Genomic DNA, 22,517 nt, shown 5'->3' on the forward strand with positions numbered 1-22,517 from the left:
CATGGTTGTGCGATCGATCTGGATCAATGAATCTTGCCGCGATGCAGCGGAACGCAAGTCGGGTGGCAGGTGTTCTCCAGTAAACGACCATCGTCGACAGGAATTCAGCATGACCGATACAGACGCAAGCCGCCGTAATTTCGTGACCGGTGCCGGCGTGGTGGCCGCCGCCGCCGCGGTTGCCCCTGTGCTGGCGCAGGCGCAGACGCCGAAGCCCGTCGAGGCCGCGACGACGCCGGCCGCCGCCGCCTATCCCAAGCCGCCGTTCCAGGCGCAGTCGCAGCCATGGCCGGGCCTGGCGTCCAAGATGAACCCGCGGCCGGACCACGGCGAGCAGAGCTACAAGGGTTCGGGGCGACTGGCCGGCAAGCGCGCGCTTATTACTGGTGGTGACAGCGGGATCGGTCGGGCGGCGGCGATCGCCTATGCGCGCGAGGGTGCGGACGTGGCGATCAACTATCTGCCCGCCGAGGAGCCGGATGCGCGCGAAGTGGTGGCGCTGATCCGGGCGGCGGGCCGCAAGGCGGTCGCGATCCCGGGCGATCTGCGCGACGAGGCGTTCTGCCAGAAGCTGGTGGCGCGTGCGGCGCAGGAGTTGGGCGGACTCGACATCCTGGTAAACAATGCGGCCCGGCAGCAGACCAAGCCGACGATCGGTGAGATCAGCAGCGCGGATTTCGACGCGACGATGAAGACCAACGTGTATGCGCCGTTCTGGCTGACGAAGGCGGCGGTCGCGCGGATGGGCGCGGGCGGCGTGATCGTGAACACGTCGTCGGAGCAGGCGGGTGATCCGTCGGCGGATCTGGTCGATTATGCGCTGACGCGGGCGGCGGTGCTGAACTTCACCAAGTCGATGGCCAAGCAACTGGCGCCGAAGGGCATCCGCGTGAATGCGGTGGCGCCGGGTCCGTTCTGGACGCCGTTGCAGGTGAGCGGCGGGGCGACGATGGAAAAGCTGCAGAGCTTCGGCAGCACTGCACCGCTGGCGCGTCCGGGGCAGCCGGCGGAGATCGCCGGACTGTATGTGGCGGCGGCGGACCCGTCGTTGAGCTATTCGACCGGGCAGATTTTCGGGTCGACGGGCGGGAACGGGCAGCCTGCCTGATTTTGCTTTAGCTGACGTTTGGAGGCGGGGGTGCACGGGGTGCGCTCCCGCTTTTTTTGTGGGGTTTGGGATGAGTGTTGAGGGGGGCGTTGCGCCGATTGTTCCCCGGCGCAGGCCGGGGCCTTGGTGCGGGCGCTTTACCTAGGCCCCGGCCTTCGCCGGGGAACTACGTGAGATGGCTTGCCGACCGAGTGTTTGAAGGATGATCGGGACTGAGTTGTGGTTGGGCTTACCGAAGGGAGATCCCGGCTTTCGCCGGGATGACGGTTTGAGGTGGGTGAGTTCGACGCTTCGGTTGTTCCCCGGCGTAGGCCGGGGCCTTGGTGGGACTGTTTCACCTGGGCCCCGGCCTTCGCCGGGGAACTGCTGCGCGTACGGTTAGTATCGTGTGACGCGGTTCTTTCCAGCCTAAGCCCCCCACCCCGGCCCTCCCCCCGGTGGGGGGGAGGAGCGTGCGCTTGCTTACAGGCCGACGAGGCCGCCGTCGTTCTTGGTGATGACGATGGTGGCCGAGCGGGGGCGCGAGGTGCCGGCGGTGCCGGCCTGCGAGGCGGGCCAGTTGCTGGTGGGGGCGGCACCGGTGCCGCCTTCGCCGGGGTGCTGGATGTTCACGAACAGCGTGCGGCCGTCCGGCGTGCTGTCGACGCCGGTGATCTCGCATTCCTTCGGGCCGACCAGGAAGCGGCGGAGCGAGCCGCCGGGTGCCTTGCCGACGAAGGTGGACTGGCTGCGCGTGCCGGTGTCGGTGGCGGCGAGGTTGACGATGGTGCGCGCGGCACCGTCGCCGACCGTGCCGGGGAGCGCGGCGAGCATCATGCAGTTCGTCTGATCGGTGAAGGCGCCGTCGTCGGTCTGGATCCAGAGCAGCGGATTGACCTGGCCGGTCGGGTTGGTGCTGCGCGAGAACCACAGGCCGTCCGGGCTGGACAGGTCGTTGGTGGCATCGAGGCCCGAGAGGTTGATGTTGGTCGGGTTGAGATCCGAGCCGGCGCCGAAGAGGTAGATGTCCCAGCGGAACGAGGTGGCCTCCGACGTGTCGCCGTCCTCGCGCAGGCGGATGATGTGACCGTTGGGGTTGCCGCGCTGGGCGGCCGTGCCCTTCGGATCATTATAGTAGCGCGGGTTGGCAGCGTCGGTGTTGGCGAGCGTGCGCGAGCTGTTGTTGGTCAGCGTCAGGTACATCTCGCCCGTTGCCGGGTTGACCGCGGTCCATTCAGGACGGTCCATTTTGGTCGCGCCCAGCGAGTCACCGGCGAGGCGGACGTTGGCGAGGACGTCGGCCTGATCCGCGAAGGGATAGGTCGCGTTCGACGCGTTCAGGCCGTTCTCGTTGAAGCGCAGCGGGAGCCACACGCCGGCGCCGGTGGCGTCGAAGCGCGCCACGTAGAGCGTGCCGGAGTCGAGATATTTGTCGCCGATCGCGAGGCGGTCGGTCGCGGTGGCGTCGGCGGCCGCCCAGGGGGTGTTGGACACGAACTTGTAGAGATATTCGTTCTGCGCATCGTCGCCCATGTAGAAGGCGAGCTTGCGGCCGGCGACCGGAACCGACGGCCAGCAACCCTCATGGTTCATGCGGCCGAGCGCGGTGCGCTTGCGCGGCACGGAGGTGGGCAGATAGGGATCAATTTCGACGACCCAGCCGAACTGGTTGGCTTCGTTGCGGAAATCGCCCGTGCCGTCGGCCGCGGTGCCGGCCTGGACGTTGATGTTCCAGCGCGAATAGAGCGTGCTGGTGCTGTCCGCCGGGGTCACCGTGCTCCAGCGGTTGTTGCCGGTGCGGTTGGAGGTGACCGCGATGCCGTAGCGGTTGAGCGAGATGACGTCCTTGGCCGTACGGGCCGCGTTGTCGGTGGTGTCGCGGCGGAAGTAGCCGGCCCAATTCTCTTCGCAGGTGGTGTAGGTGTTCCACGGCATCAGGCCGTTCGCGCAGTTGTTGATCGTGCCGCGGCCCATCGTGCCGTCGGTCGAATAGCGCGTGCGGATCAGCGCGGAGCCGCGCAGCGGGCCGTTGAACTGCATCGGGGTGTTCGGCGTGATGCGACGGTTGAGCGTCGAGTTCTGGACATAGCTCCAGCCGCCGGTGGCACCGCGCGTGACCTCGATCACGCTGACGCCGTGGCATTCGATTTCCTTCAGCGCTTCGGCTTCAGGACGGGCGTTGTTGACCAGAGTCTGGCCGGCCGGGTGCAGATAGGCGGCGCTGATGTTCTCGTGGTTCATGACCAGCAGGCCGCGCGCGCTGTTCGCGGCGTCAGGCGTGCTGGCGCCGGTCAGCAGGCCGAAATAGGACATGCCGTCATGATGATCGCCGGCGCGGGCGGAGAAGGTGCTGTCCGTGCCGTCATTGGCATAGGCGCCGGTTGCCGCGTTGATCGGATCGCCGAGACGGTAGAGCACCGTGACGGTGTAGCCGGCCGGGACGGCGACGACATCAGCGAGCGATTTCGGGACGGCGGTGAAATCGAGCGTGGCAGGCGCGACGGTGATCGTGCTGTCCGCGGTGGCGGTCGCGCCGAAATTGTCGGTCGCGGTCATGCGGAACACCAGAGGCGTCGCGGTGGCGACGGCCGGCGCGATGAAGCTGGCGTTGAGCGTGCCGGCGTTGGTGAGCGTGACCGTGGGGCCGGAAACCTGCGTCCAGACGGTGCCGGCGATGCTGCCGCCGGCGTCGGTGGCGGTGGCGGTCATGCTGACCAGCTTGCCCGACGTCGTGGCCGCATTCTGACCGGCGGTGACCGTGGGGGGGGTGTTGTCTTCCGCATCCGAACCGCAGCCGCTGAGCAGCGTGGTGCCGAATGCCGCGAGCGTCATGGCGGAGACGCCGCCGACCATGGTCTGGCGACGCGAATAACGCTGATCGACGATGGCGCCGAGCGTCGGGCCGTCGGAGCGGTTCGTGTCGATATCGCCATCGGTGTAGGCGTCGTCGAACGACAGAAGATCATGCATGTTTCAGGCCCCCGGAGATTTGTTCCGACGTTGCCTAAAGTTCATATGCGGCGATGCCGTGCGATTCTGTTTACCGTTTCGTTACAATCGCAACGACCCGTCAGCCTTCGCCGCCGTTGAACGAGATGCGGATCCGAACCCAGGAGCCGACGAGCGTCTTGCCGCCGACGCGCGGCGGGCGGACGCGGAATTGCCACGCCGCCTGGCGGATCGCGCCGCCGAGGCCGAGGCCGGCGGGGGACTGACCGAGTTCCTGGCATTGATCGACGCGGAAGCCGGGGAGCGTGTGGCAGGCGATTTCGGCCCATGCCCCCTCCGGCGCGCCGCGCGGCAGGTAGAAGGCCAGTTCGGCGTGCGTGGGTTCGCGCACCCACTCCGCCTTGTAGAGCGGTTCGCCGCCGGGGCCGGTGCCTGCGCCCTGGCTGGACCCGCGACCAGTGCCGGAACCGGCGATGCCGCTGCCCCCGCCGCCGGGCGCGGGCGGGCCCTGGCGCGGCATGGCGGCGATGTCCGCCGCGGCAAAGTCCTCGCGGGTGAGCGGGATGATGTCGAGCGGCGGGGCGGGTGTGGGGATCGGCGAGGGGGCGATCAGCGGTGGGGCCGACGGCGTCTTGCGGACCACCGGCGCTGTCGCCGGGCGATCGGGCGCGCCGCCGCCTGTCGGGGCAGCCTTCACCGGGGTGCGCGTCGGTTCGGGATCGGGCGCGAGATCGAACATCATCGGTGGGCGCGGGGCGGCGGCGGGCGGCGGCGTGGTGAAGATCGCGAGCCGCAGGAACATGAAGATGATGAGCGCCGGGATCGCGCAGGCCAGCACCAGCGCCACCGCACGTCGCCGCCGCGAGATGAGGTGCAGCGACGCGAAGGGGGATTGCGCCGAGGCCATGGCGCGCGCCTAGCGGGTGCCGTCGCCGGCGGCAACCGCCGAACGCGGGCCGGCCATGCGGCGCAACAGATGCGCGGTGACGCCGATCAGGATGGTGACCGCGGTGGCCGCGAATTGCAGCGGCGCGTTGAGCGCGGCGAGGAAGCCGCAGAGGAGCGTGCCGGCGACGAAGATGGCGGGCGCGAGCGGGTAGGCGCGGCTGGCCGGGCGCTTGCCCGTGCGGATGTGGTGGACGAACAGCGTCGACACGGCGAACGCGGCGCTGAGCGAGAGCGCGAAGCCGAGATAGGAGAGCAGATCGCGCAGCGAGGCGATGCTGGTCGCGACGATCGCGAGTGTGACCTGGAACAGGATGGCGGCGCGTGGCGGGGTGGCATTTGCGCCGGCCAGCCAGCGTGGCAGGACGCCGTCGCGCGCCATGCGGGCATAGACGCGCGGGCCGGCGAGCAGCATCGACAGGATCGCGGTGGCGAGCGAGACGAGGATCAGCGCCTCCATCGCGTGGCGCGCGGGGGTGCCGCCGAGTGCCTGCGCGGCAAGGCCGGCGATGTCGGGCTGCCCCACGATGGTGGCGTAGGGCGCGGCGTAGAGGAACGCGAAGTTGACCGCGAGGTAGAGCAGCAGGGTGAGCGCGGTGCCGATTAGGATCGCGCGCGGGACGGAGCGAGCCGGATCGCGCGCCTCCCCCGCGACATAGATGGCGGCGTTGAACCCGGAATAGCTGAGCGAGATCCAGACGAGCGCATCGCCGAATGCGGGCAGGCGGAAGGGCTGGGCCGGGGGCGCGGGCGGGATCGGGGCGGCGCGGGTGGCGATGAGGGCGGCGGCGGCGATGCAGAAGGCGACGAGGCCGACGAGCTTTAGGATCACCATGGCGGTGTTCAGCGCGGCGCCCGCGCCGGTGCGGCCGAGGTGGACGAGGCCGGCGAGCAGGATGAGTGCGGCGCCGATCGCCTGCGGCGGCAGGACGGCGAGGCCCGGCAGCGCGGCGCGGGCGTAGAGGCCGAAGGTGGCGGCGGCGAACGCGATCGCCCCGGTGAAGCCGGCGAGCAGCGAGACATAGCCCGCGATGCTGCCCGCGACGGGGTGGATCTCCTGCCGCAGGTACAGATATTCGCCGCCCGACTGGGTGAGGCGGCGGGCGAGCATCGCGTAACTTGCGGCGCCGGTGAGCGCGAGCAGGCCCGCGACGGCCCAGCCGGCCATGACCACGCCGCGCGACCCGAGCGCGCCGAGCGAAAGGCCGGAGGTGGTGTAGACCCCCGCGCCGATCATGTCCCCGACGACGAGCGCGACGAGCGTCCAGAGGCCGAGGCCGGTGCTGCGACCGGGATGCGATGGGGGCGCGGGCATTGCGGCGGTTGATAGGGGGGTTTTGGTGGTGGGTCGATGGGGTTGGGGAGAGAGGTTCGGTTGTTCCCCGGCGGAGGCCGGGGCCTGGGTGGGTCCGCTTTGCTGGGTTTGAGCGGGCTTGGTGCGATTGCGTTGCAAGATCGTGGAGTTGGGTCACCTAGGCCCCGGCCTGCGACGGGGAACTGATTTTGCGGTGTTGGTTGCGACGCTGCTTCTGGCCTAGGGTCATGGTCTTACGCCCGAACGACGCAACGAGGAGTCCACCATGCGGCACGACGACAATCTGACGACCGAGCGGCCGACGTTCGTGACGCATCTGGAATGTTCGATGACCGGCGAGCGGTTCGAGGCGGATCGGCTGCACGGGCTGTCCAATGTCGGGCGGCCGTTGCTTGTCCGGTACGATCTGGACGGCGTGCGGGGGGCGATGACGAAGGACGCGCTGGCGGGGCGGCCGGCGGATCTGTGGCGGTACCGCGAGCTGCTGCCGGTGCGGGACTGTGCCGATATCGTGAGCCTGGGCGAGACGGTGACGCCGATCGTGCCGTTGCCGCGGATCGGCGCGGCGATGGGTGCGGCGGAGATTTTGGTGAAGGACGAGGGTCGGTTGCCGACCGGGTCGTTCAAGGCGCGCGGGCTGGTGATGGCGATCAGCATGGCCAAGGCGCTGGGCGTCAAGACGATCGCGATGCCGACCAACGGCAATGCGGGGGCGGCGGCGGCGGCCTATGCGTCGCGGATCGGGATGGAGGCGGTGATTTTCTGCCCCGCCGATACGCCCGAGATCAACGTGCGCGAGATCGCGGCGCAGGGCGCGCGGGTGTACCGCGTCGACGGGCTGATCGACGATTGCGGCAAGCTGGTCGGGCAGGGGGCGAAGGAGCGCGGCTGGTTCGACCTATCGACGCTGAAGGAGCCGTACCGGATCGAGGGCAAGAAGACGATGGGGCTGGAACTGGCCGAGCAGCTCGACTGGAAACTGCCCGACGTCATCTTTTACCCGACCGGCGGCGGGACCGGGTTGATCGGCATGTGGAAGGCGTTCGACGAGCTGGAGGCGATCGGTTTCATCGGGCCGGAGCGGCCGCGGATGGTGGCGGTGCAGGCCGAGGGCTGCGCGCCGATCGTGCGCGCGTGGGAGGAAGGCGCGCGCCATGCGACGCGCTGGGAAGGGTCGCACACGATCGCGATGGGCATTCGCGTGCCGCAGGCGGTGGGTGATTTCCTGATCCTGGACGCGGTGCGGGCGAGCGACGGGTTCGGCATCACCGTGTCGGACGCGGAGATCCTGGCGGCGGTCGACCGCGTCGGGCGCGAGGAAGGCTTGCTGCTGTGCCCCGAGGGCGGCGCGACGTTTGCGGCCTATGCCAAGGCGCGCGCGGATGGGCGGGTGCGTGCGGACGAGCGGGTGATGCTGTTCAATTGCGCGACGGGGCTGAAGTATCCGATGGCGGATCATTCGCGGACGATCGAGAAGGATGGTCCGGTGGATTGGGCTTCTCTGTAAGGCCTCGGGTCGCGGGGCGCTGTTTCACCTAGGCCCCGGCCTGTGCCGGGGAACTTTGGGGGTGTGCGGGTGGCAAAGCTGAAGGTGTATCGCACCGCGATCGGGTTTCACGACGCCTATGTCGCGGCGCCGAGCAAGAAGGCGGCGCTGCAGGCGTGGGGGAGTAAGGCCGACCTGTTCGCGCGCGGGATGGCGGCGTTGGTCGAAGATCCTGCCTTGTCCGTGGCGCCGCTGGCTGCGCCGGGGGAGGTGGTGCGGTTGTCGCGGGGGACGCGGGACGAGCAGATCGCGGCGTTGCCGAAGGCTGCCACGAAGCGGGCTCGGGTGGTTGAGGAAGACGACGAGGCTGCGCCGCGGGCGGCGAAGCGGGTGGTGCGGAAGGTCGTGCCGAAGCCGGATCGGGGGGCCTTGGACAAGGCGGAGGCTGCGCTGGAGGCGGCGGAGGTGGCGCACACTGCGGAGGCGGAGGCGTTGCAGGCGCGGATCCGGAAGCTGGAGACCGAGTATCGCGCGCTGCGGAAGGTGCAGGCGGCGCGGGTGGCCGAGCTGGAGGCGGCGCGGCGGGTGGCGGATGCGGCATATCGGGAGGTTGTGGCGGCGGCTTCCGAGTGAGGGTTGGGGCGTGGTTCGAGAGGTGTGCGCTCCACTCGGGCGTCATCCCGGCGGAGGCCGGGATCTCCCTTGGGCTGGGGGTGCGCGCTTCACCGAAGGGAGATCCCGGCTTTCGCCGGGATGACGGTTTGGCGTGGGGGCTGGGTGGCGAGGGAGCGTTCCGGCTTGCTGGTTCGGCTGCGACCCAACCCGTTTGGTTCGAGCCTGTCGAGAACGTTACGCCGAGTTCTCGACAGGCTCGAACCGAACGGGGGTTGGGGTTGGGAAGGGCGAGAGTAGGCCCGTGCGCTTCCCCTTACGACGACCGGGCGCTGTCGATCATGCGTTGGGCGATCTGGCGGACGGCGGCGTCGTCCTTCGTGTCGTCGTGGGCGTTGTCGCCGAGGTGGTCCAGGCTCGCTTCGATGCTGTCCAATAGGCCGGGGTGGGCGGATTCGACGTGTTGGAGTAGTTTGAAGACGACATGTTCGGTCGCGATTTCGCGGCGGCGGGCGGTGACGATGGGGTCGGTGGGCTGGGTCTTGTCGGTCATCAGAGATCCTTTTGCGTGGGTTCGGCGGGCATCGTTGGGGCCGTGTCATCGTCGTCGTCGGTGTGGACCCAGGCGGCGGGGTCGTCGAGCGGGCGGCCGGTGGGGGGCGGGACGTCGCCTTCCTCGTCCGCGCCGAACCAGGCGTTGGCGCCGTGGTTCGCATCCTGGACGGGGACCGCGCTGTCATGCGCGAGGGCGGTCGGTCGGATGGCGGCGATGTCCGCCTCCGTTCGGCCGAGGCGGCGGGCGATCTGTTCGGGCGTGGCGCCGCCTTCGAGCATGCTGTGGACCAGATCGAGGTCCATCTGCGTCCATTCGGGTTCGGTCATCGGGGTCTCCGGGCGGCTGCGTGGGCGGTGGGCAAGGTCAGTCCTTGCCGCGGGCGGGGTTGGAGGCGTGGACGGTTTCGGGCTTCTTGATCGCGGACAGCGTCTGGACCTGCGCGTCGGGATCGATGCGGCGGGCGCGGGTGAAGGGGGGCAGCTCGACACGCTGGCCGGTCTTGAGTGCCTCGACGATCCCCTCGACCACGCGGAGGTCCGCGATGCCTTCCTCCGCGTCGGGTTCGGGGTCACGGTTGTTCAGGATGCAGTCGGAGAAGTAGCGCAGTTCGCCGCCGAACTGGTCGGTTGCCTTGAACGTTTCGTGCGACTGGTCCTCGCCGATCGTGCGGGTCTGTTCGAGGCCCTGGCCGAAGCCGTAGGCGGGGCTCATGTGGATGCTGCCCTTCGTCCCCGCGATGGTGAAGCTGTCAGTGCGGTTGGCGTAGTAGGAGACGGTGAAGCTGGCGAGCCGGTCGCCGGGCATGCGCAGCACGACCGCGACGGTATCGTCGAGATCGCCCAAGTCGTTGCCCGGCTGGCGCGTGCCGATGGCCGATTCGACCGCAACGGGCTCCTCGTCGAACAAGTAGCGGATCGCGTTGATCGGGTAGGGGCCCATGTCGAACAGCGGGCCGGCGAGCAGGCCGTTCTGCGCGCGGTGGTTGGCCGGATCGACCATCTGCGCGAAGCAGGAGGTGAAGGTGGTGAGGTCGCCCAGCTCACCGGCGCGGATGCGGGTGATGGCATCGAGCGTGGCGGGCTCGAAATGGAGGCGGTAGGCGACCATGAGTTTCGCGGCCGAGCGGTTCGCGGCGTCCTGGATTTCGCGCGCGCGATCGACCGAGATTTCGAGCGGCTTCTCGCACAGGACGTGGATGCCGGCGGCGAGCGCGGGGACCGCGAATTCGGCGTGCCGCCAGTTGGGCGTGGCGATGTAGACCGCGTCGATCTTGCCCGACGCGAGCAGGTCGGCGTAGCCGGCGTAGTTGGTGACCTGGTCGAGGCCGTAGGATTTGGCGAGCGCCTCCGCCTTCACGGGATCGTCGGTGACGATCGCGGCGAGGACCGAATTGCCGGTGTGGGCGATGCCGGGCATCAGCGACGCCTGGCTTATGTCGCCCGCACCGACGACGGCGTAGCGGACCTTGTTGACGGTCAAACCGAGGGCGGATGCGATGCTCATGGACGGTTCCTGACGGTTCGTTTCCGGGGTGCGTGTGGGTTCAACGCGGCTGGCGCGCGACGTCTCCATCGGTGCGGCGCATCAGGTGAACAGGTCGACCACCTCCGCGTCCGGTGCGACCCGGTCGATCAGGATCGAGCGGTGGCAGCCCTTCGGATCGCGTTCGAAACAGAGGAGCGCGGAACGGTGGAGCGAGGCTTCCTCGAGCATCTGCGCGGACTGGACCATCGCCTCGGGCAGTTCGAGCTGGCCGTCATAGACGCGTTCGAGGATGTCGTGGCGGCCCTTGCGGGCGGCCTCGCGCCCCTCCGGCGGGGTGCCGAGCGCCTTGAGCAGCAGGTAGCCGATGCCGGCTTCCTTGAGCCCGGCGGCGAGCACGTTCTTGGAGAAGCCGGGGCGGCGCGAGAGCGGGACGGCGCGGATGTCGATGAGCGTTTCGATCTTCGCCGCGGACAGCACGGCGATGACCTCCGCCTGCGTCGCGCCTTCGTAACCGATCGTCCAGATCTTCATCGCGTGTTCCCATACGGCATTGAAGGATGGAGCGGTTCGCGAGGGGGTCGGGTTCCGGACGGGGCGACATTGATCTGGAGGGCTGTTCGTTCGGACGTGCTTCCCGCATACGGCGACTCATGAGCACCCGATCGATCCGCCTGCTGTCCCTCCTGCTGACGAGCGCGGTGCCGGCCGCGGCGTGGGCGCAACCCGCGCCGATCATCGGCGGTGTGACGGCGGGGACGGACCCGACCGCGCGAATGGTGGAGATCGTCGTGCTGGACGGTGCGGCGCGCCTGCCCGCGCGGATGCCGGCGGAACTGACGCGCGGCGGCGTGCGGCGGCCCGTGACGCTGGTACGCGAGGCCGATGCGGACGCGGCCGCGGGCGGGACGGAGGGTTATGTGCGCGGGCGATACCGCCTGACCCTGCCGACCGATGCGGCCGGGGCGTCGGTCGCGACGCTGTCGCTGCAGCCGGGCAGCGTGAGCGGCTATGCGTTCGCGGTGGACGGGACGGCGACGTTGCCGTCGTCGACCGCGCAGGCACTGGTGGCGCCGGCGGCGGTCGCCGACGTGGTCGATGCGCCGGCGGCGAAGCCCGAGACGGGCAACGCGTTCGTTGGCAACCTGTCGAACTACGGACCGATCTATGCCGCGTACGGGCCGGGGACGAACACCGATGCTCGGATCGAGATCGGGTTCAAATACCAGCTGTTCGGCGCGGCCGGTGCGGTGGGCGGTGATGCGCCGTGGGAGAACGGGTTTCACTTCGGCTATACGCAGCGGCTGTTCTGGAACCTGGGGGCGAAATCCTCGCCGTTCCGGAATGTCGAGTATCGGCCGGAGGTGTTCTACCTGATCCCGGCGAAGGCGGTGACCGACCGGTTCGTGCTGGGCGGTCAGGTGGGCCTGCGGCACGAATCGAACGGGCGCGACGAACTCGATTCGCGGTCGTTGAACACCTTCTATGTCCAGCCGCAGGCGACGACGCGGATCGGCGATACGGTCATCACGCTGGCGCCGCGGGCGTGGTTCTATGTCGGCAGCCTGGAGGACAACCCGCTGATCAAGCGGTATCGCGGCAACACCGGGCTGTTCGCGGAGATCGGCCAGACCGACGGCTGGCGGCTGAGCACGATCACCAACGTGGCGCTGAGCACCGGGCGCGGGTCGGTCGACGCGATGCTGAGCTATCCGTTGCAGCGCGTCGTGCCGGGGGACCTGAACCTGTATCTGTTTGGGCAGGCGTTCGCTGGGTACGGTGAGAATCTGCTGGATTATACCAAGCGGCAGACGCGGGTGCGGATCGGGGTTGGGTTTGTGCGGTGAGGGTTGGGTTGGGGTTGCAGAGTTGTCCGGCTTCGCGCCGCTGATGCGTTCCCCGGCGTAGGCCGGGGCCTAGGCGCAGCGGTTTCACCTAGGCCCCGGCCTGCGCCGGGGAACACATCGGCCTAGGTTTGCCTGGCGCGGCGACGCCTGAACCGGGGACCTCACGCGTTCCGCGTCAGCCTCACCAGATGCCGGCGACGCTCAGCAGAAGTTTGACGTTCAGGCCGACGATGATGGCGGCGATCGTCCAAGCGGCGATTTTCAGCCAGGTCGGGTTCGCGAAGTCGCCCATCTTTTCGCGGTTGCTCGTGAAGCTGACGAGCGGGATGACGGCGAAGGGCAACTGCATGCTCAGCACGACCTGGCTGAGCACGAGGAGGCGGGCGGTGCCCTGTTCGCCGTAGATCAGCGCGACGGCGACCGCGGGGACGATCGCGAGCAGGCGGGTGATGAGCCGGCGGACCCAGGGGCGGAGCCGGACGTGGAGGAAGCCCTCCATCACGATCTGGCCGGCGAGCGTGGCGGTGACGGTGCTGTTCTGCCCCGACGCCAGCAGCGCGACCGCGAACAGCGTGCTGGCGGCGGCCGCGCCGAGCGTGGGGCTGAGCAGCTGGTAGGCGTCCTGGATCTCGGCGACCTGCGTCTGGCCGCCGACGTGGAAGGCCGAGGCGGCGAGGATCAGGATCGCGGCGTTGATGAACAAGGCGAGCATCAGCGCGATCGTGCTGTCGATCGTGGCGAACAGGACCGCCTCGCGCTTGCCGCGCGTGTCCGTGTCGAACGCGCGGGTCTGGACGATCGAGCTGTGGAGGTAGAGATTGTGCGGCATCACGGTGGCGCCGATGATGCCGATCGCGATGTAGAGCATCGCCGGGTTGGTGAGGATCGCGGTCTGCGGCACGAAACCGGCCATGACGGCGGACAGTTCGGGGCGCGACAGGAACAGTTCGTAGATGAAGCAGCCCGCGATCACGACGAGCAACGTCACGATGAACGCCTCCAGCAACCGGAATCCGCGTTGCTGGAGCAGCAGGATCAGCAGCACGTCGAACGCGGTGAGGCAGATGCCCCAGACGAGCGGGAGCCCGAACAGCAGTTGCAGCGCGATGGCGGTGCCGATGACCTCCGCCAGGTCGCACGCGACGATCGCCAGTTCGCAGAGCGCCCACAGCATGATGCCGACCGGGCGGCTGTAGCTGTCGCGGCAGGCCTGGGCGAGATCGCGGCCGGTGACGATGCCGAGTTTCGCCGCGAGCGATTGCAGCAGGATCGCCATGACGTTCGACAGCAGGATGACGGAGAGCAGGGTGTAGCCGAACTGCGACCCGCCGGCGAGGTCGGTGGCCCAGTTGCCGGGGTCCATATAGCCGACCGCAACAAGGTAGCCGGGGCCGGAGAAGGCCGCGAGCTTGCGCCAGAATTTCGCGCCGCCGGGAACGGCGATGCTGCGGAACACCTCCGGCAGGCTGGGGACGAGCGGGCGGGGCGTGGGTGTCGGGCCCGCGGCGACGGGCGGCGTTGGTTGATGATCGTCCTGCATCGACGATGTCTCCCCTGTTTCATCGCGATGTAGGCAATCGACAGGATTTAGCCAAGGCTAACTTTGCTTTGTCACGGCCCTGTGGCAGATAAAGCGCGGAGGACGAGCGATGGCGTTACCGGACCCCGGCGAACAGGCGCGCCGGTTCATCAAGGTGCGGGAGGCGCACCGCAGCGAGGTGCAGCAGGATTATGTCGAGCTGATCGCCGACCTGGTCGCCGAGCGGGGCGAGGCGCGCGTGACGGACCTGGCCGAGCGGTTCGGCGTGACGACCGCGACGGTAGCCAACACGCTGGCCCGGCTGAAACGCGACGGGCTGGTCGAGGATCGTCCGTACCGGTCGCTGAGCCTGACCGCGGCGGGCGTCGCGATGGCCGATGCGTCGCGGCGGCGGCATGATATCGTGATCGGGTTCCTGCTGCGGCTCGGCGTGTCGCCTGCGGTGGCGGAACTGGATGCGGAGGGGCTGGAGCATCATCTGAGCGCAGAGACGCTGCGCGCGATGCAGGCGTTTCGCGGGTAGGGGCTGCACGCCGGACTGGGCGGACTGCACGATGTCAGCTGGATCTCGAGCGGGACGCGCGGTTTGGAATGGCTCCGCTGCAAATGAAGCGGGTTGCCATCCCAAATCGCGGCTCACCCCGAGCGGCACGGCATCTTGCACGAACCGCCCAGGGATGTGCGGACCGGGATCGCCGAAGCGACATGGACCCGCCGGGAGCAGGACCATGTCGCCGCGCTCGGTCCTCAGACCGATCGAGTGCCGTCAGGCCGCGACGGCGCGATCGGCCCGGGCCGGGACCAGCACCGTCGGCAGTTCGCCCGGCGTGATGGCGATGTGTTGGACGGGACGGGCGAAGCGCAGTTCGGCGGCGCCGTCCGTCCAGCGCCACGTGGTTGCGCCGTCGCTTTCCACGCCGTGGGTTCCGGCGGCGAAGATCTCGGACGTCAGGTCGACGGGCTCGCCATCGACGGTGAGGTCGAAGATCTGGAACCCGAGCCTACGCGTGTCGGTGACTGCCGGATCGCTACCGCCGCGAATGGCCGCCGCGGACCCGATCGTCACGACCGAAGACGGTTCGGCGAGGTGGAAGTGGAGCCGGCCGTCGATGGTCTGCGCCTGGGCCACCCGACCGTCCGCCGTGAGCGTGATGCGGGGATCGTGGCCGCGGGTCCAGCCCATTGCCGTCGCGATCGCCAGAGCCTCGGTCCGGACGCGGCGGAGCATGACGCCGGAACGGTCGGTCGGGGCGAACGCGATTTCGTTCCCGGCGGCGTCGAGTTGCGGGCGGAGCGGGGTGACCGGACCCTGATCGAACCCGAGCCGGTTGCCGACGTCGAGAAACGTCTCGGCAGGCAGGCCGTTGGCGATCAGCGCATCGTGGCTTTCGACCTCGACATGATAATAGCCGACCTCGTCGACCGGCTGCTGGGCGATCGTCGCGCCGTTGACGAGATCGATCGCGCAGAACAGGTGACCGTGCAGGTAGAGCCGGTGGCCGGGCGACACGAACAGGTCGCGGGACGGCAGGTCGGCACCGAGCGCGCCGCGGCCGATGCGGACCGGATCGACGATGTCGCGCTGGCCCCAGGATACCGGGCGGATGACGCGCGAGCCGAGCCAGATGATCGGCCGATGTTGCCCGCCGGCGGTCACGATCAGGTCGCCGACGACCAGATCCTCGACCGCGCGTTCGCCGTCGGTGGTCAGGATCATCGTGCCCGCCGCGAAACAGGCTGGCGAGGTGTAGGGCGCGACGCTGGAATAGTTGGTATTTGGGGGCGGTGGGGCCTGAGTGGACGACAAGGCGTAGGCGGGGTTCTGATTGTTCGAACTGGGACCGAAGAAAAGGTAGCGACCGTCCGCGCTGGCACCGTACACCTGATATTGCTGATTGTTGATGCTAATCAGACCGTTGGCCTGGTTGGTCGTGATCGCACCGGAGAATTGGGCCGTTGCCGTATAACCGGTCGCGCTGCCGCCATAGGTTGCGGTGGTCGATCCGTTGATCGTGGTGATCTCGATACTCTGCGCAGAAGATCCCGTGACGGCGTAATAGGAATTCGGTGCGGGCGTGACCCCGTTCAGTGCCGAGAAGTTGGTGACGATCCTAGTCATGTAACGCAAGCCCCCTGAAGACGTCGAATGTTACGTCGGGGTCAGGTTCGCAAGGTTGGATCGGGCCGTCCAGCGGACTCGATGCGCTATTCCAGGGTGATTGATCCATTTTGGTACTGGTGGTCACCATAGTGGATACAAGACATATTTGTGACAGGTCCGTCCGAGACATCAAAAAACTGTCACGAATATTGTGGTCGGCGAAGATGCCGTTCGGATCGTTTTCGTTGTCTACGACAGGTGCCACGTCTGGCGGGCAGGGGCGGACATGCGTGGAACGATGCAACTTCCGTCTAGCGACCCATCTTGACATTACGATCCGGCATCGTATCTTAAAGGGATGGAAACGGAAAATGAAGCGCCCTCGCGTGGCCGTCCGCAAAGCGAGCGGTTGCACCGGAGCATCATGGCGGCGGCGGTGGAGGTTCTGGCCGAGGTCGGGTTCGACGCGCTGTCCGTCGCGGAAGTGGCGCGTCGGGCGGGGTCCACGCCGCCGGCAATCTATCGGCGCTTTCCCGGCAAGACGGAGCTGGTGACGGCCGCGCTTCGCGAGGAGCTGTCGCTCATCGGGTTCGACGTGCCGGACCTGGGAAGCCTGCGGGTGGAGCTGCTGATGTGGACGCGATCGGTGGCGCAGGCGCTGACCCCGGAACGGCTGCGTATCATCGCGGCGCTGTTCCTGGCATCGCGGCAGGACCCCACCCCGACGGAAAGCCTCGGCGCGCATCTGCAGTCGGTCGCCGTGCCTGCGTGGCGGATCGTGCTGGACCGCGCCCGCGATCGCGGGGAGATCGCGCAACTGCCTGATGCCTACGAGCTGATCGGTCAGGTGGCGCCCTCGGTCATCGTGAACGCGGCGCTGATGCTGCGGCCGCAGGACGAGGCGACCCTGGTGAGCCTCGTCGATGCCATTCTCATGCCCGCGCTTGGTGCATCGCCGGAGCCGATCTCCACAGCGTCCAAGAGGAACGATCATGACTGATGTCAAACAGCCGGCATCGACGCCGATCGGGAGGATCCTCGATCAGGCACAATGGGGTTTCGCGATTGCCGCCGTCGCGGCCGCGGTGCTGCTGCCGCTGAACGGCGGCAATGGCGGAACGGTGGCGGCGTTGCTGCTGACCATACCGTTCGCGACGATCCACGGCGTCCGGCGCTATGGCTGGCAGCGGTTTCTGATGTTCTTCGTCGTGACGTTCGTGCTCAGCAATTTCTTCGAGAATCTGAGCATCATGACCGGGTTTCCGTTTGGTCATTATCATTACACCGGGTCGCCGAAACTCTTCTACGTGCCGATCGCGATCGGCCTGATCTATTTCGGATTGGGCTATGTCAGCTGGCTGGTCGCATCGACGATCCTGGATCGGGCGGACGAGGGGCTGAACCTGCGCACGCGCGGCGGGCGGATCGACGTCGTGCTGCTGCCGGTGCTGGCGGCGGCGGTCATGACGGCGTTCGACGTCGGCAGCGATTCGGTCGCCTCCACCGTCGCCCATACGTGGGTCTGGCGCGACGGCGGCGGATTGTTCGGTGTCCCCTACACCAACTATCTCGGCTGGTGGCTGGTCACCTATTCGTTTTTCCAGGTCTTCGCGCTGATCCTGGCGCGCAGTTCGGGGGCGCGGAGCGTCGCGGCCGGCGCGCTGCTGCCGCCGGTCCTGATCTACCTGTCGCTCGGCCTCAGTTCCGTCAGCTACTTCATCGGCGTGGCAGACAGCGCCGCGTTCGTGACGGACCAGGCGGGCGTATCGTGGAGCCTGTCGCAGCTGGCGGAGGCGATGATGACGATCAATATCTTCGGGCTGCTGGTCTTTGCCGCCATCGCGCTGGCGAGCCTCGTCCGGGGGGAGGCGGGTCGCCGCGATATTCGTGGTTGAGAGTAATTCGCATTAGCTGCTAGGAGCCCCCTCGGAAGCCGGGGGACCATGCGGACACATCAACTCGATCGACAGGCGGGCGCCGGCGGGAGTGGCCTGACAGCACGGCAAGTCATTTTCCAGATCCACTGGTTGCTGGGCATCACGGCCGGGTTCGTCCTGGCGCTGATGGGGGTGACGGGCGCCGCAATGGCGTTCGAGGACGAGATCATGGCGGCGCTGAGCCCGGGGGTCGTCACGCTGGCGCCGCTTGGCGGAGCGGATGGGGAGCAGGCCGGGCGCGCGCGGCTGTCGCCCGACGCGCTGGCTGCGGCCGCGCTGCGCCAGCGGGGCGTGCGGGTGCAGGACGTGACGATCGAGCGCGACCCGACATTGGCCGCTGCGGTCCATTTCGTGCCCGAGCCGGGGCAGCGGCGCGGGGAGCGCAGCTATATCGATCCGCGGACCGGCGTGCTGCTGGGCAAGGCGACCGGCGCGGGGGTGTTCCGGACGATCCAGGACCTGCACCGCTGGCTGGCCCTGCCGGGGAACGGCAACGGGATCGGGCGGCAGATCACGGGCTTTGCGGCGATCGCGCTGGTCTTCTTCGCGGTGTCGGGCCTGTATCTGCGGTGGCCTAGGCGGCCGCTGGACTGGCGGGCGTGGTTCGTGCTCGACCTGCGCAGGACGGGGCGCAACCTCTACCGTGCGCTGCATGCGGTGATCGGCGGCTGGGTGGTGCTGTTCTACCTGACGAGTGCGCTGACCGGGCTGTGGTGGTCGTATGACTGGTACAAGCAGGGCGCGCGCTATGTGCTGACCGGCAAGAGCGCGCCTGCGGAGGGGCGCAAGGATGACGCGCCGGGCGGTCCGTCGCGTCCGCTGGCGCCGGCCTGGGCGGGGTTCCTGGCGGCCGAGGGTGCGCGTTACGAGCGGGTGGTCGTCACGTTGCCGACCGGGGACAAGCCGGTGACGATGCGCGTCCTGCCGCGTGGTGCGCGGTTCGACCGGATGACGGACGAGCTGCGCTTCGACGCCGCGACCGGCACGCTGGTGAAGGCGGACCGCTATGCCGAGCGCAGTGCCGGCGAAACGATCGCGACCAACATGTATCCGATCCATAGCGGCGCGTTCTTCGGATGGCCGGGGCGGATCGCGATGTTCCTGACCAGCCTGACGATGCCGCTGTTCACCGTCACCGGGCTGCTGCTGTATCTTGCGCGGCGGCGGAGCAAGCGTGCGCTGGCGGCGATCGCACCGTCTGCCGAGACGGCGGGCGGGGCGGGGGCGGTACTGGTCGTGCATGCCTCGCAGACCGGCGGCGCCGAGCGGCTTGCGCGGCTGAGCGCGGCGGCGTTCCCGCGTGCCAGCGTGCGCGCGATGTCCGCGGTGTCGTCGGACGATCTGCGCGCGGCAGGTACGGTGCTGTTCGTCGTCGCGACCTACGGCGAGGGCGAGCCGCCCGATGCGGCGCGGGCGTTTGCGCGATCGGTGATGGCGATGCCGGCCGATCTGTCGGGGGTCGATTATGCCCTGCTGGCGCTCGGCGACCGCGAATATCCCGATTTCTGCGCGTTCGGGCACCGGGTCGACGCCTGGCTGCACGCAAGCGGGGCGCGCCGGCTGTTCGATCTGGTCGAACTGGACGGCAGCGATGTCGAGGGCGAGCGGCACTGGCAGCAGCAGCTGCACGCGATCGGGGCGGATGCCGGACAGCCGGACTGGCAGCCGGCGAGTTATGAAGCATGGCCGCTGGTCGAACGGAGCTGGCTCAATCCGGGCAGCCCGGGCGCGCCGGTGTACCGCGTCGTGCTGGCCCCGCCGGGTGAGACCGAGTGGGCACCGGGGGCGATCGCCGAGATCGCGCCGCGTCATGATCCGGTGCGGATCGATCGCGTGCTGGCCGGGTGGGACGGGGCGGACGATGCGGCGTTGCGCGCGGCGCTCGCCACGGCGATCCTGCCCGAGGACGGCGGGTTCGATCCGGACGCGCTTCGGCCGTTGCCGCACCGCGCTTATTCGATCGCGTCGATCGCGGCGTCGCGGTCAGTCGAGCTGCTTGTTCGGCAGTGCCCGGCGGCGGATGGCGGGCTCGGGATCGGGTCGGGCTGGCTGACGAAGATCGCCAAGGTCGGTGAACCGGTTGCGGTGCAGATCAGGGCGAACCCAGGTTTTGCGGCGCCGAGCGACCCGACGACGCCGCTGGTGCTGATCGGGAACGGTACCGGTCTGGCGGGACTGATGGCGCATCTGCGCGAGCGGGCACGGACCGGGGGTGCGCCCGTGTGGCTGCTCTACGGGGAGCGGAGTGCGAACCATGACCGGCCGTTTGCGGACGAGATCGATGGGTATCTCGCCGCCGGGACGCTGGCGCGGGTCGATCGCGCCTTTTCGCGCGATGCGGGTTGCGGGCGATATGTGCAGCAGCTGGTCGTCGAGAATGCGGGGGCCATCGTCGACTGGGCCGATCGCGGGGCGGCTTTCTATGTCTGTGGTTCCCTCGCCGGCATGGCGGGCGAGGTGGACGCGGCGCTGCGGTCGATCCTTGGCGACGGGCGGGTCGAAACCCTGATCGCCGACACCCTTTATCGTCGGGATATCTATTGATGCGTGTTCGCTGTCTGCTGTCCGGCACCGCCTTGATTGCTGCATTCGCGCCCGCGCCGGCCCTCGCGCAGGAAGGGTCGCTGCTCGACGAGATCTTGATCACCGGGCGGCGTCACAGCGTCCGGCCCGAACGGGCGGCGGGCGCCACGCGCACGCAGACGCGGATCGAGGATATCTCGCAGGCGATCCAGGTCATCCCGCGCGAAGTCATCGAGGAGCAGCAGATCACCCGGCTCGGCGATGCGGTCGCCAATGTGTCGAACGTGCAGCAGGGCGGGACGCAGGGGAACCGGTCCGAGCTGTTCATGGTGCGTGGGTTCGAGGTGAACGCCTACGCCATCGACGGCATATTGCTCAGCCCGGCGCAGAATTTCACCGAGACGGTCCGCGACCTGGCGAACGTGGCGCAGGTCGAGGTGCTGAAGGGGCCGGCGTCGGTGCTGTACGGGCGGGGCGAGCCGGGCGGCACGATCAACATCGTCACGCGGCGTCCGGCGGACCGGTTCGGGGCTGAGGCGGTGGTTCAGGCGAACGATTTCGGGCTGCGGCGCGGCCAGTTGTCGGTGACCGGCCCGATGAGCGAGACGCTCTCCGCCCGGGTCAGCGTGGCGGGGCAGGAGACCGGCACCTTCCGCGATTTCCAGGCGGACGGGACCCGGGTGTTCTTCGCCCCGACGCTGGCGTGGCGGCCGGATACGAAGACCCGCGCCGATGTGGATTACGACTATACCTATCAGACCAGTCCGGGCGACCGGGGGCTCGTGGTGGTCGGGGACCGCGTCGCGGGGCCGGTTGGGCGCAGCTATGGCGAGCGCTGGTCGGAGAATTTCGGTCGGTCGCACACCATCCGCGGGCGGATCGAGCATGACGTGACGGACTGGCTGACGCTGCGGCAGATCGTTTCGCATCAGGCGGGCGACAGCGGGCGGACCGTCGCGGACTTCACCGGGTTGAGCGCGGACGGCCGGTCCGTCCTGCGGCGCGGCGTGCAGCAGGACCAGCGGGTGTCGGCGACCACCAGCCAGACCGAGGCGCTGCTGCGGTTCCGCACCGGGCCGCTGCGCCATGTCGTGCTCGCCGGGTTCGAATATGTCGATGCGCACCGCGACACGAACGAGGCGCGTGCGACACTGGCGGGCATCAGTATCGCCGATCCGGTGCAGGGCGCGCAGCCCGGTCCGTTCGTGGCGGCCCGCGCGATCCGCGTCGATGCGCGTTATGTGGCGCCCTATGTCCAGGATCAGATCAGCGTCGGGGACGCCGTCGATATCCTGGCCGGCGTGCGGTGGGACGATGTCGACCAGACGACCGTCGACAACGCCGTCCGCACCGCCGAGAACGGGAAGCGCGCGTCGCCGCGGCTCGGGATCGTCTGGCATCCGCAGGCGACGGTCGCGCTCTACGGCAACTGGTCGACATCGTTTCGGCCGCGCAGCGCCAGCGTGTTCGGCGGCGGATCGGCCCCGCCCGAAACCGGCCGGCAATATGAGGCGGGAGTGAAGGTGACCCCCGCGAACGGCCGGTTGATCGCGACCGCCGCAGTGTTCGACATCACCAAGAACAATGTGTCGAGCGCCGATCCGGACAATAACGGCTTCGTCGTCGTGACCGGGCAGCAACGCGTGCGCGGGGCGGAGATCGATGTGAGCGGCGAGATCCTGCCCGGCTGGCGGATGATCGCGAGCGCCGGCTATCTAGATGCGAAGGTCACGCGCGACAGCGTGATCGCGGTCGGCAACCGGCTGCGCGGTGTGCCCGAGTTCAGCGCGAGCCTGTGGACGACGTATCGGATCGCGCACGGGCCGCTGGCGGGCGTGATGCTGGGCGCGGGCGCGACCCGCGTGGGCAGGCGCGAGGGCGATCTGGCCAACAGCTACCGGATTGCGGGCTATACGCGCGTGGACCTGACCGCGGACTACCGGATCGCCGATCGGTATCGGCTGGGCGTGATCGTGCGGAACGTGGCGGACCGTTTCTATATAGAACAGCCCGTCGCGCGGACGACCAACTATCCGGGGGCGCCGCGCACCGTGTCCGTCCGGCTGGGTGTCGAGATCTGATCCGGTTCCCGGGCGGTTGGGGGTTCAGCGCCGATCGCTCGTCTGACAAGGGAGAG

Annotated in this window: 18 protein-coding genes; 9 read left to right on the plus strand and 9 right to left on the minus strand. The window is 68.6% G+C overall.

Features of this window, described 5'->3' with window-relative positions; all coding sequences use genetic code 11:
- Positions 1 to 109: 109 nt before the first annotated feature.
- The gene (locus tag ACFSGX_RS14865) at positions 110 to 1,108 is read left to right on the plus strand and encodes an SDR family oxidoreductase (RefSeq protein WP_380931088.1); all 999 of its coding nucleotides are present in this window, start codon (positions 110 to 112) and stop codon (positions 1,106 to 1,108) included.
- A gap of 462 nt (positions 1,109 to 1,570) precedes the next feature.
- Here the strand turns inward: ACFSGX_RS14865 and ACFSGX_RS14870 are convergent, their stop codons facing one another.
- From ACFSGX_RS14870 to ACFSGX_RS14880, 3 genes are all read right to left on the minus strand, one after another.
- A complete protein-coding gene (locus tag ACFSGX_RS14870) occupies positions 1,571 to 4,057 on the minus strand; it encodes a PhoX family protein (protein WP_380931089.1) in 2,487 nt (828 codons plus the stop codon).
- Positions 4,058 to 4,157: 100 nt separating this feature from the next.
- Entirely contained in the window at positions 4,158 to 4,943 is a 786-nt protein-coding gene (locus ACFSGX_RS14875) for a hypothetical protein (protein WP_380931091.1), read from the minus strand.
- Positions 4,944 to 4,952: 9 nt separating this feature from the next.
- Positions 4,953 to 6,296, minus strand: coding sequence for an APC family permease (locus tag ACFSGX_RS14880; RefSeq protein ID WP_380931093.1), 1,344 nt, complete (start codon positions 6,294 to 6,296; stop codon positions 4,953 to 4,955).
- A 265-nt stretch (positions 6,297 to 6,561) separates the two neighbouring features.
- Between ACFSGX_RS14880 and ACFSGX_RS14885 the strand changes: the two genes are divergently transcribed.
- On the plus strand, positions 6,562 to 7,803 hold the full coding sequence (locus ACFSGX_RS14885) for a threonine synthase (RefSeq protein WP_380931095.1): 1,242 nt from the start codon (positions 6,562 to 6,564) through the stop codon (positions 7,801 to 7,803).
- A gap of 69 nt (positions 7,804 to 7,872) precedes the next feature.
- A complete protein-coding gene (locus ACFSGX_RS14890; RefSeq protein ID WP_380931097.1) occupies positions 7,873 to 8,415 on the plus strand; it encodes a hypothetical protein in 543 nt (180 codons plus the stop codon).
- Positions 8,416 to 8,710: 295 nt separating this feature from the next.
- On the opposite strand, the gene ACFSGX_RS14895 is transcribed toward ACFSGX_RS14890, so the two are convergent.
- From ACFSGX_RS14895 to ACFSGX_RS14910, 4 genes are all read right to left on the minus strand, one after another.
- Entirely contained in the window at positions 8,711 to 8,947 is a 237-nt protein-coding gene (locus tag ACFSGX_RS14895) for a hypothetical protein (protein WP_380931098.1), read from the minus strand.
- Positions 8,947 to 9,276 (minus strand): hypothetical protein, encoded by a 330-nt coding sequence (locus ACFSGX_RS14900; protein WP_380931100.1) that lies wholly within the window; start codon positions 9,274 to 9,276, stop codon positions 8,947 to 8,949. The genes ACFSGX_RS14895 and ACFSGX_RS14900 overlap by 1 nt, the downstream gene beginning before the upstream one ends.
- 37 nt (positions 9,277 to 9,313) lie before the next feature.
- A complete protein-coding gene (locus ACFSGX_RS14905) occupies positions 9,314 to 10,453 on the minus strand; it encodes a Gfo/Idh/MocA family protein (protein WP_380931102.1) in 1,140 nt (379 codons plus the stop codon).
- 81 nt (positions 10,454 to 10,534) lie between these two features.
- Positions 10,535 to 10,966: a DUF488 domain-containing protein gene (locus ACFSGX_RS14910; protein WP_380931104.1), complete on the minus strand. Its 432-nt coding sequence runs from the start codon at positions 10,964 to 10,966 to the stop codon at positions 10,535 to 10,537.
- 119 nt (positions 10,967 to 11,085) lie between these two features.
- On the opposite strand from ACFSGX_RS14910, the gene ACFSGX_RS14915 reads away from it, so the two are divergent.
- Positions 11,086 to 12,279 carry a phospholipase A gene (locus ACFSGX_RS14915; protein ID WP_380931106.1) on the plus strand — a complete coding sequence of 398 codons (1,194 nt, stop codon included), beginning with the start codon at positions 11,086 to 11,088 and terminating at the stop codon, positions 12,277 to 12,279.
- A gap of 181 nt (positions 12,280 to 12,460) precedes the next feature.
- Here the strand turns inward: ACFSGX_RS14915 and ACFSGX_RS14920 are convergent, their stop codons facing one another.
- Positions 12,461 to 13,819 carry an Nramp family divalent metal transporter gene (locus tag ACFSGX_RS14920; protein WP_380931107.1) on the minus strand — a complete coding sequence of 453 codons (1,359 nt, stop codon included), beginning with the start codon at positions 13,817 to 13,819 and terminating at the stop codon, positions 12,461 to 12,463.
- A 109-nt stretch (positions 13,820 to 13,928) separates the two neighbouring features.
- Between ACFSGX_RS14920 and mntR the strand changes: the two genes are divergently transcribed.
- On the plus strand, positions 13,929 to 14,342 hold the full coding sequence (gene mntR, locus ACFSGX_RS14925; protein ID WP_380931108.1) for a manganese-binding transcriptional regulator MntR: 414 nt from the start codon (positions 13,929 to 13,931) through the stop codon (positions 14,340 to 14,342).
- Positions 14,343 to 14,585: 243 nt separating this feature from the next.
- Here the strand turns inward: mntR and ACFSGX_RS14930 are convergent, their stop codons facing one another.
- Positions 14,586 to 15,938: a Hint domain-containing protein gene (locus ACFSGX_RS14930; RefSeq protein ID WP_380931109.1), complete on the minus strand. Its 1,353-nt coding sequence runs from the start codon at positions 15,936 to 15,938 to the stop codon at positions 14,586 to 14,588.
- Between the two features lie 406 nt (positions 15,939 to 16,344).
- Here ACFSGX_RS14930 and ACFSGX_RS14935 point away from each other — a divergent pair, with 406 nt between their 5' ends.
- Genes ACFSGX_RS14935 through ACFSGX_RS14950 form a run of 4 tightly spaced genes read left to right on the plus strand, consistent with a single transcriptional unit; the run spans position 16,345 to position 22,461 of the window.
- Positions 16,345 to 16,920, plus strand: coding sequence for a TetR/AcrR family transcriptional regulator (locus ACFSGX_RS14935; RefSeq protein WP_380931110.1), 576 nt, complete (start codon positions 16,345 to 16,347; stop codon positions 16,918 to 16,920).
- Entirely contained in the window at positions 16,913 to 17,815 is a 903-nt protein-coding gene (locus ACFSGX_RS14940; RefSeq protein WP_380931111.1) for a carotenoid biosynthesis protein, read from the plus strand. The genes ACFSGX_RS14935 and ACFSGX_RS14940 overlap by 8 nt, the downstream gene beginning before the upstream one ends.
- A 48-nt stretch (positions 17,816 to 17,863) precedes the next feature.
- Positions 17,864 to 20,401: a PepSY domain-containing protein gene (locus ACFSGX_RS14945; RefSeq protein ID WP_380931112.1), complete on the plus strand. Its 2,538-nt coding sequence runs from the start codon at positions 17,864 to 17,866 to the stop codon at positions 20,399 to 20,401.
- Positions 20,401 to 22,461 (plus strand): TonB-dependent siderophore receptor, encoded by a 2,061-nt coding sequence (locus ACFSGX_RS14950; protein WP_380931113.1) that lies wholly within the window; start codon positions 20,401 to 20,403, stop codon positions 22,459 to 22,461. The genes ACFSGX_RS14945 and ACFSGX_RS14950 overlap by 1 nt, the downstream gene beginning before the upstream one ends.
- The last annotated feature ends 56 nt before the right edge of the window (positions 22,462 to 22,517 follow it).

The sequence above is a fragment of the Sphingomonas arantia genome, assembly GCF_042682045.1.
In the GTDB taxonomy this organism is placed as follows: Bacteria; Pseudomonadota; Alphaproteobacteria; order Sphingomonadales; family Sphingomonadaceae; genus Sphingomonas_R; species Sphingomonas_R arantia.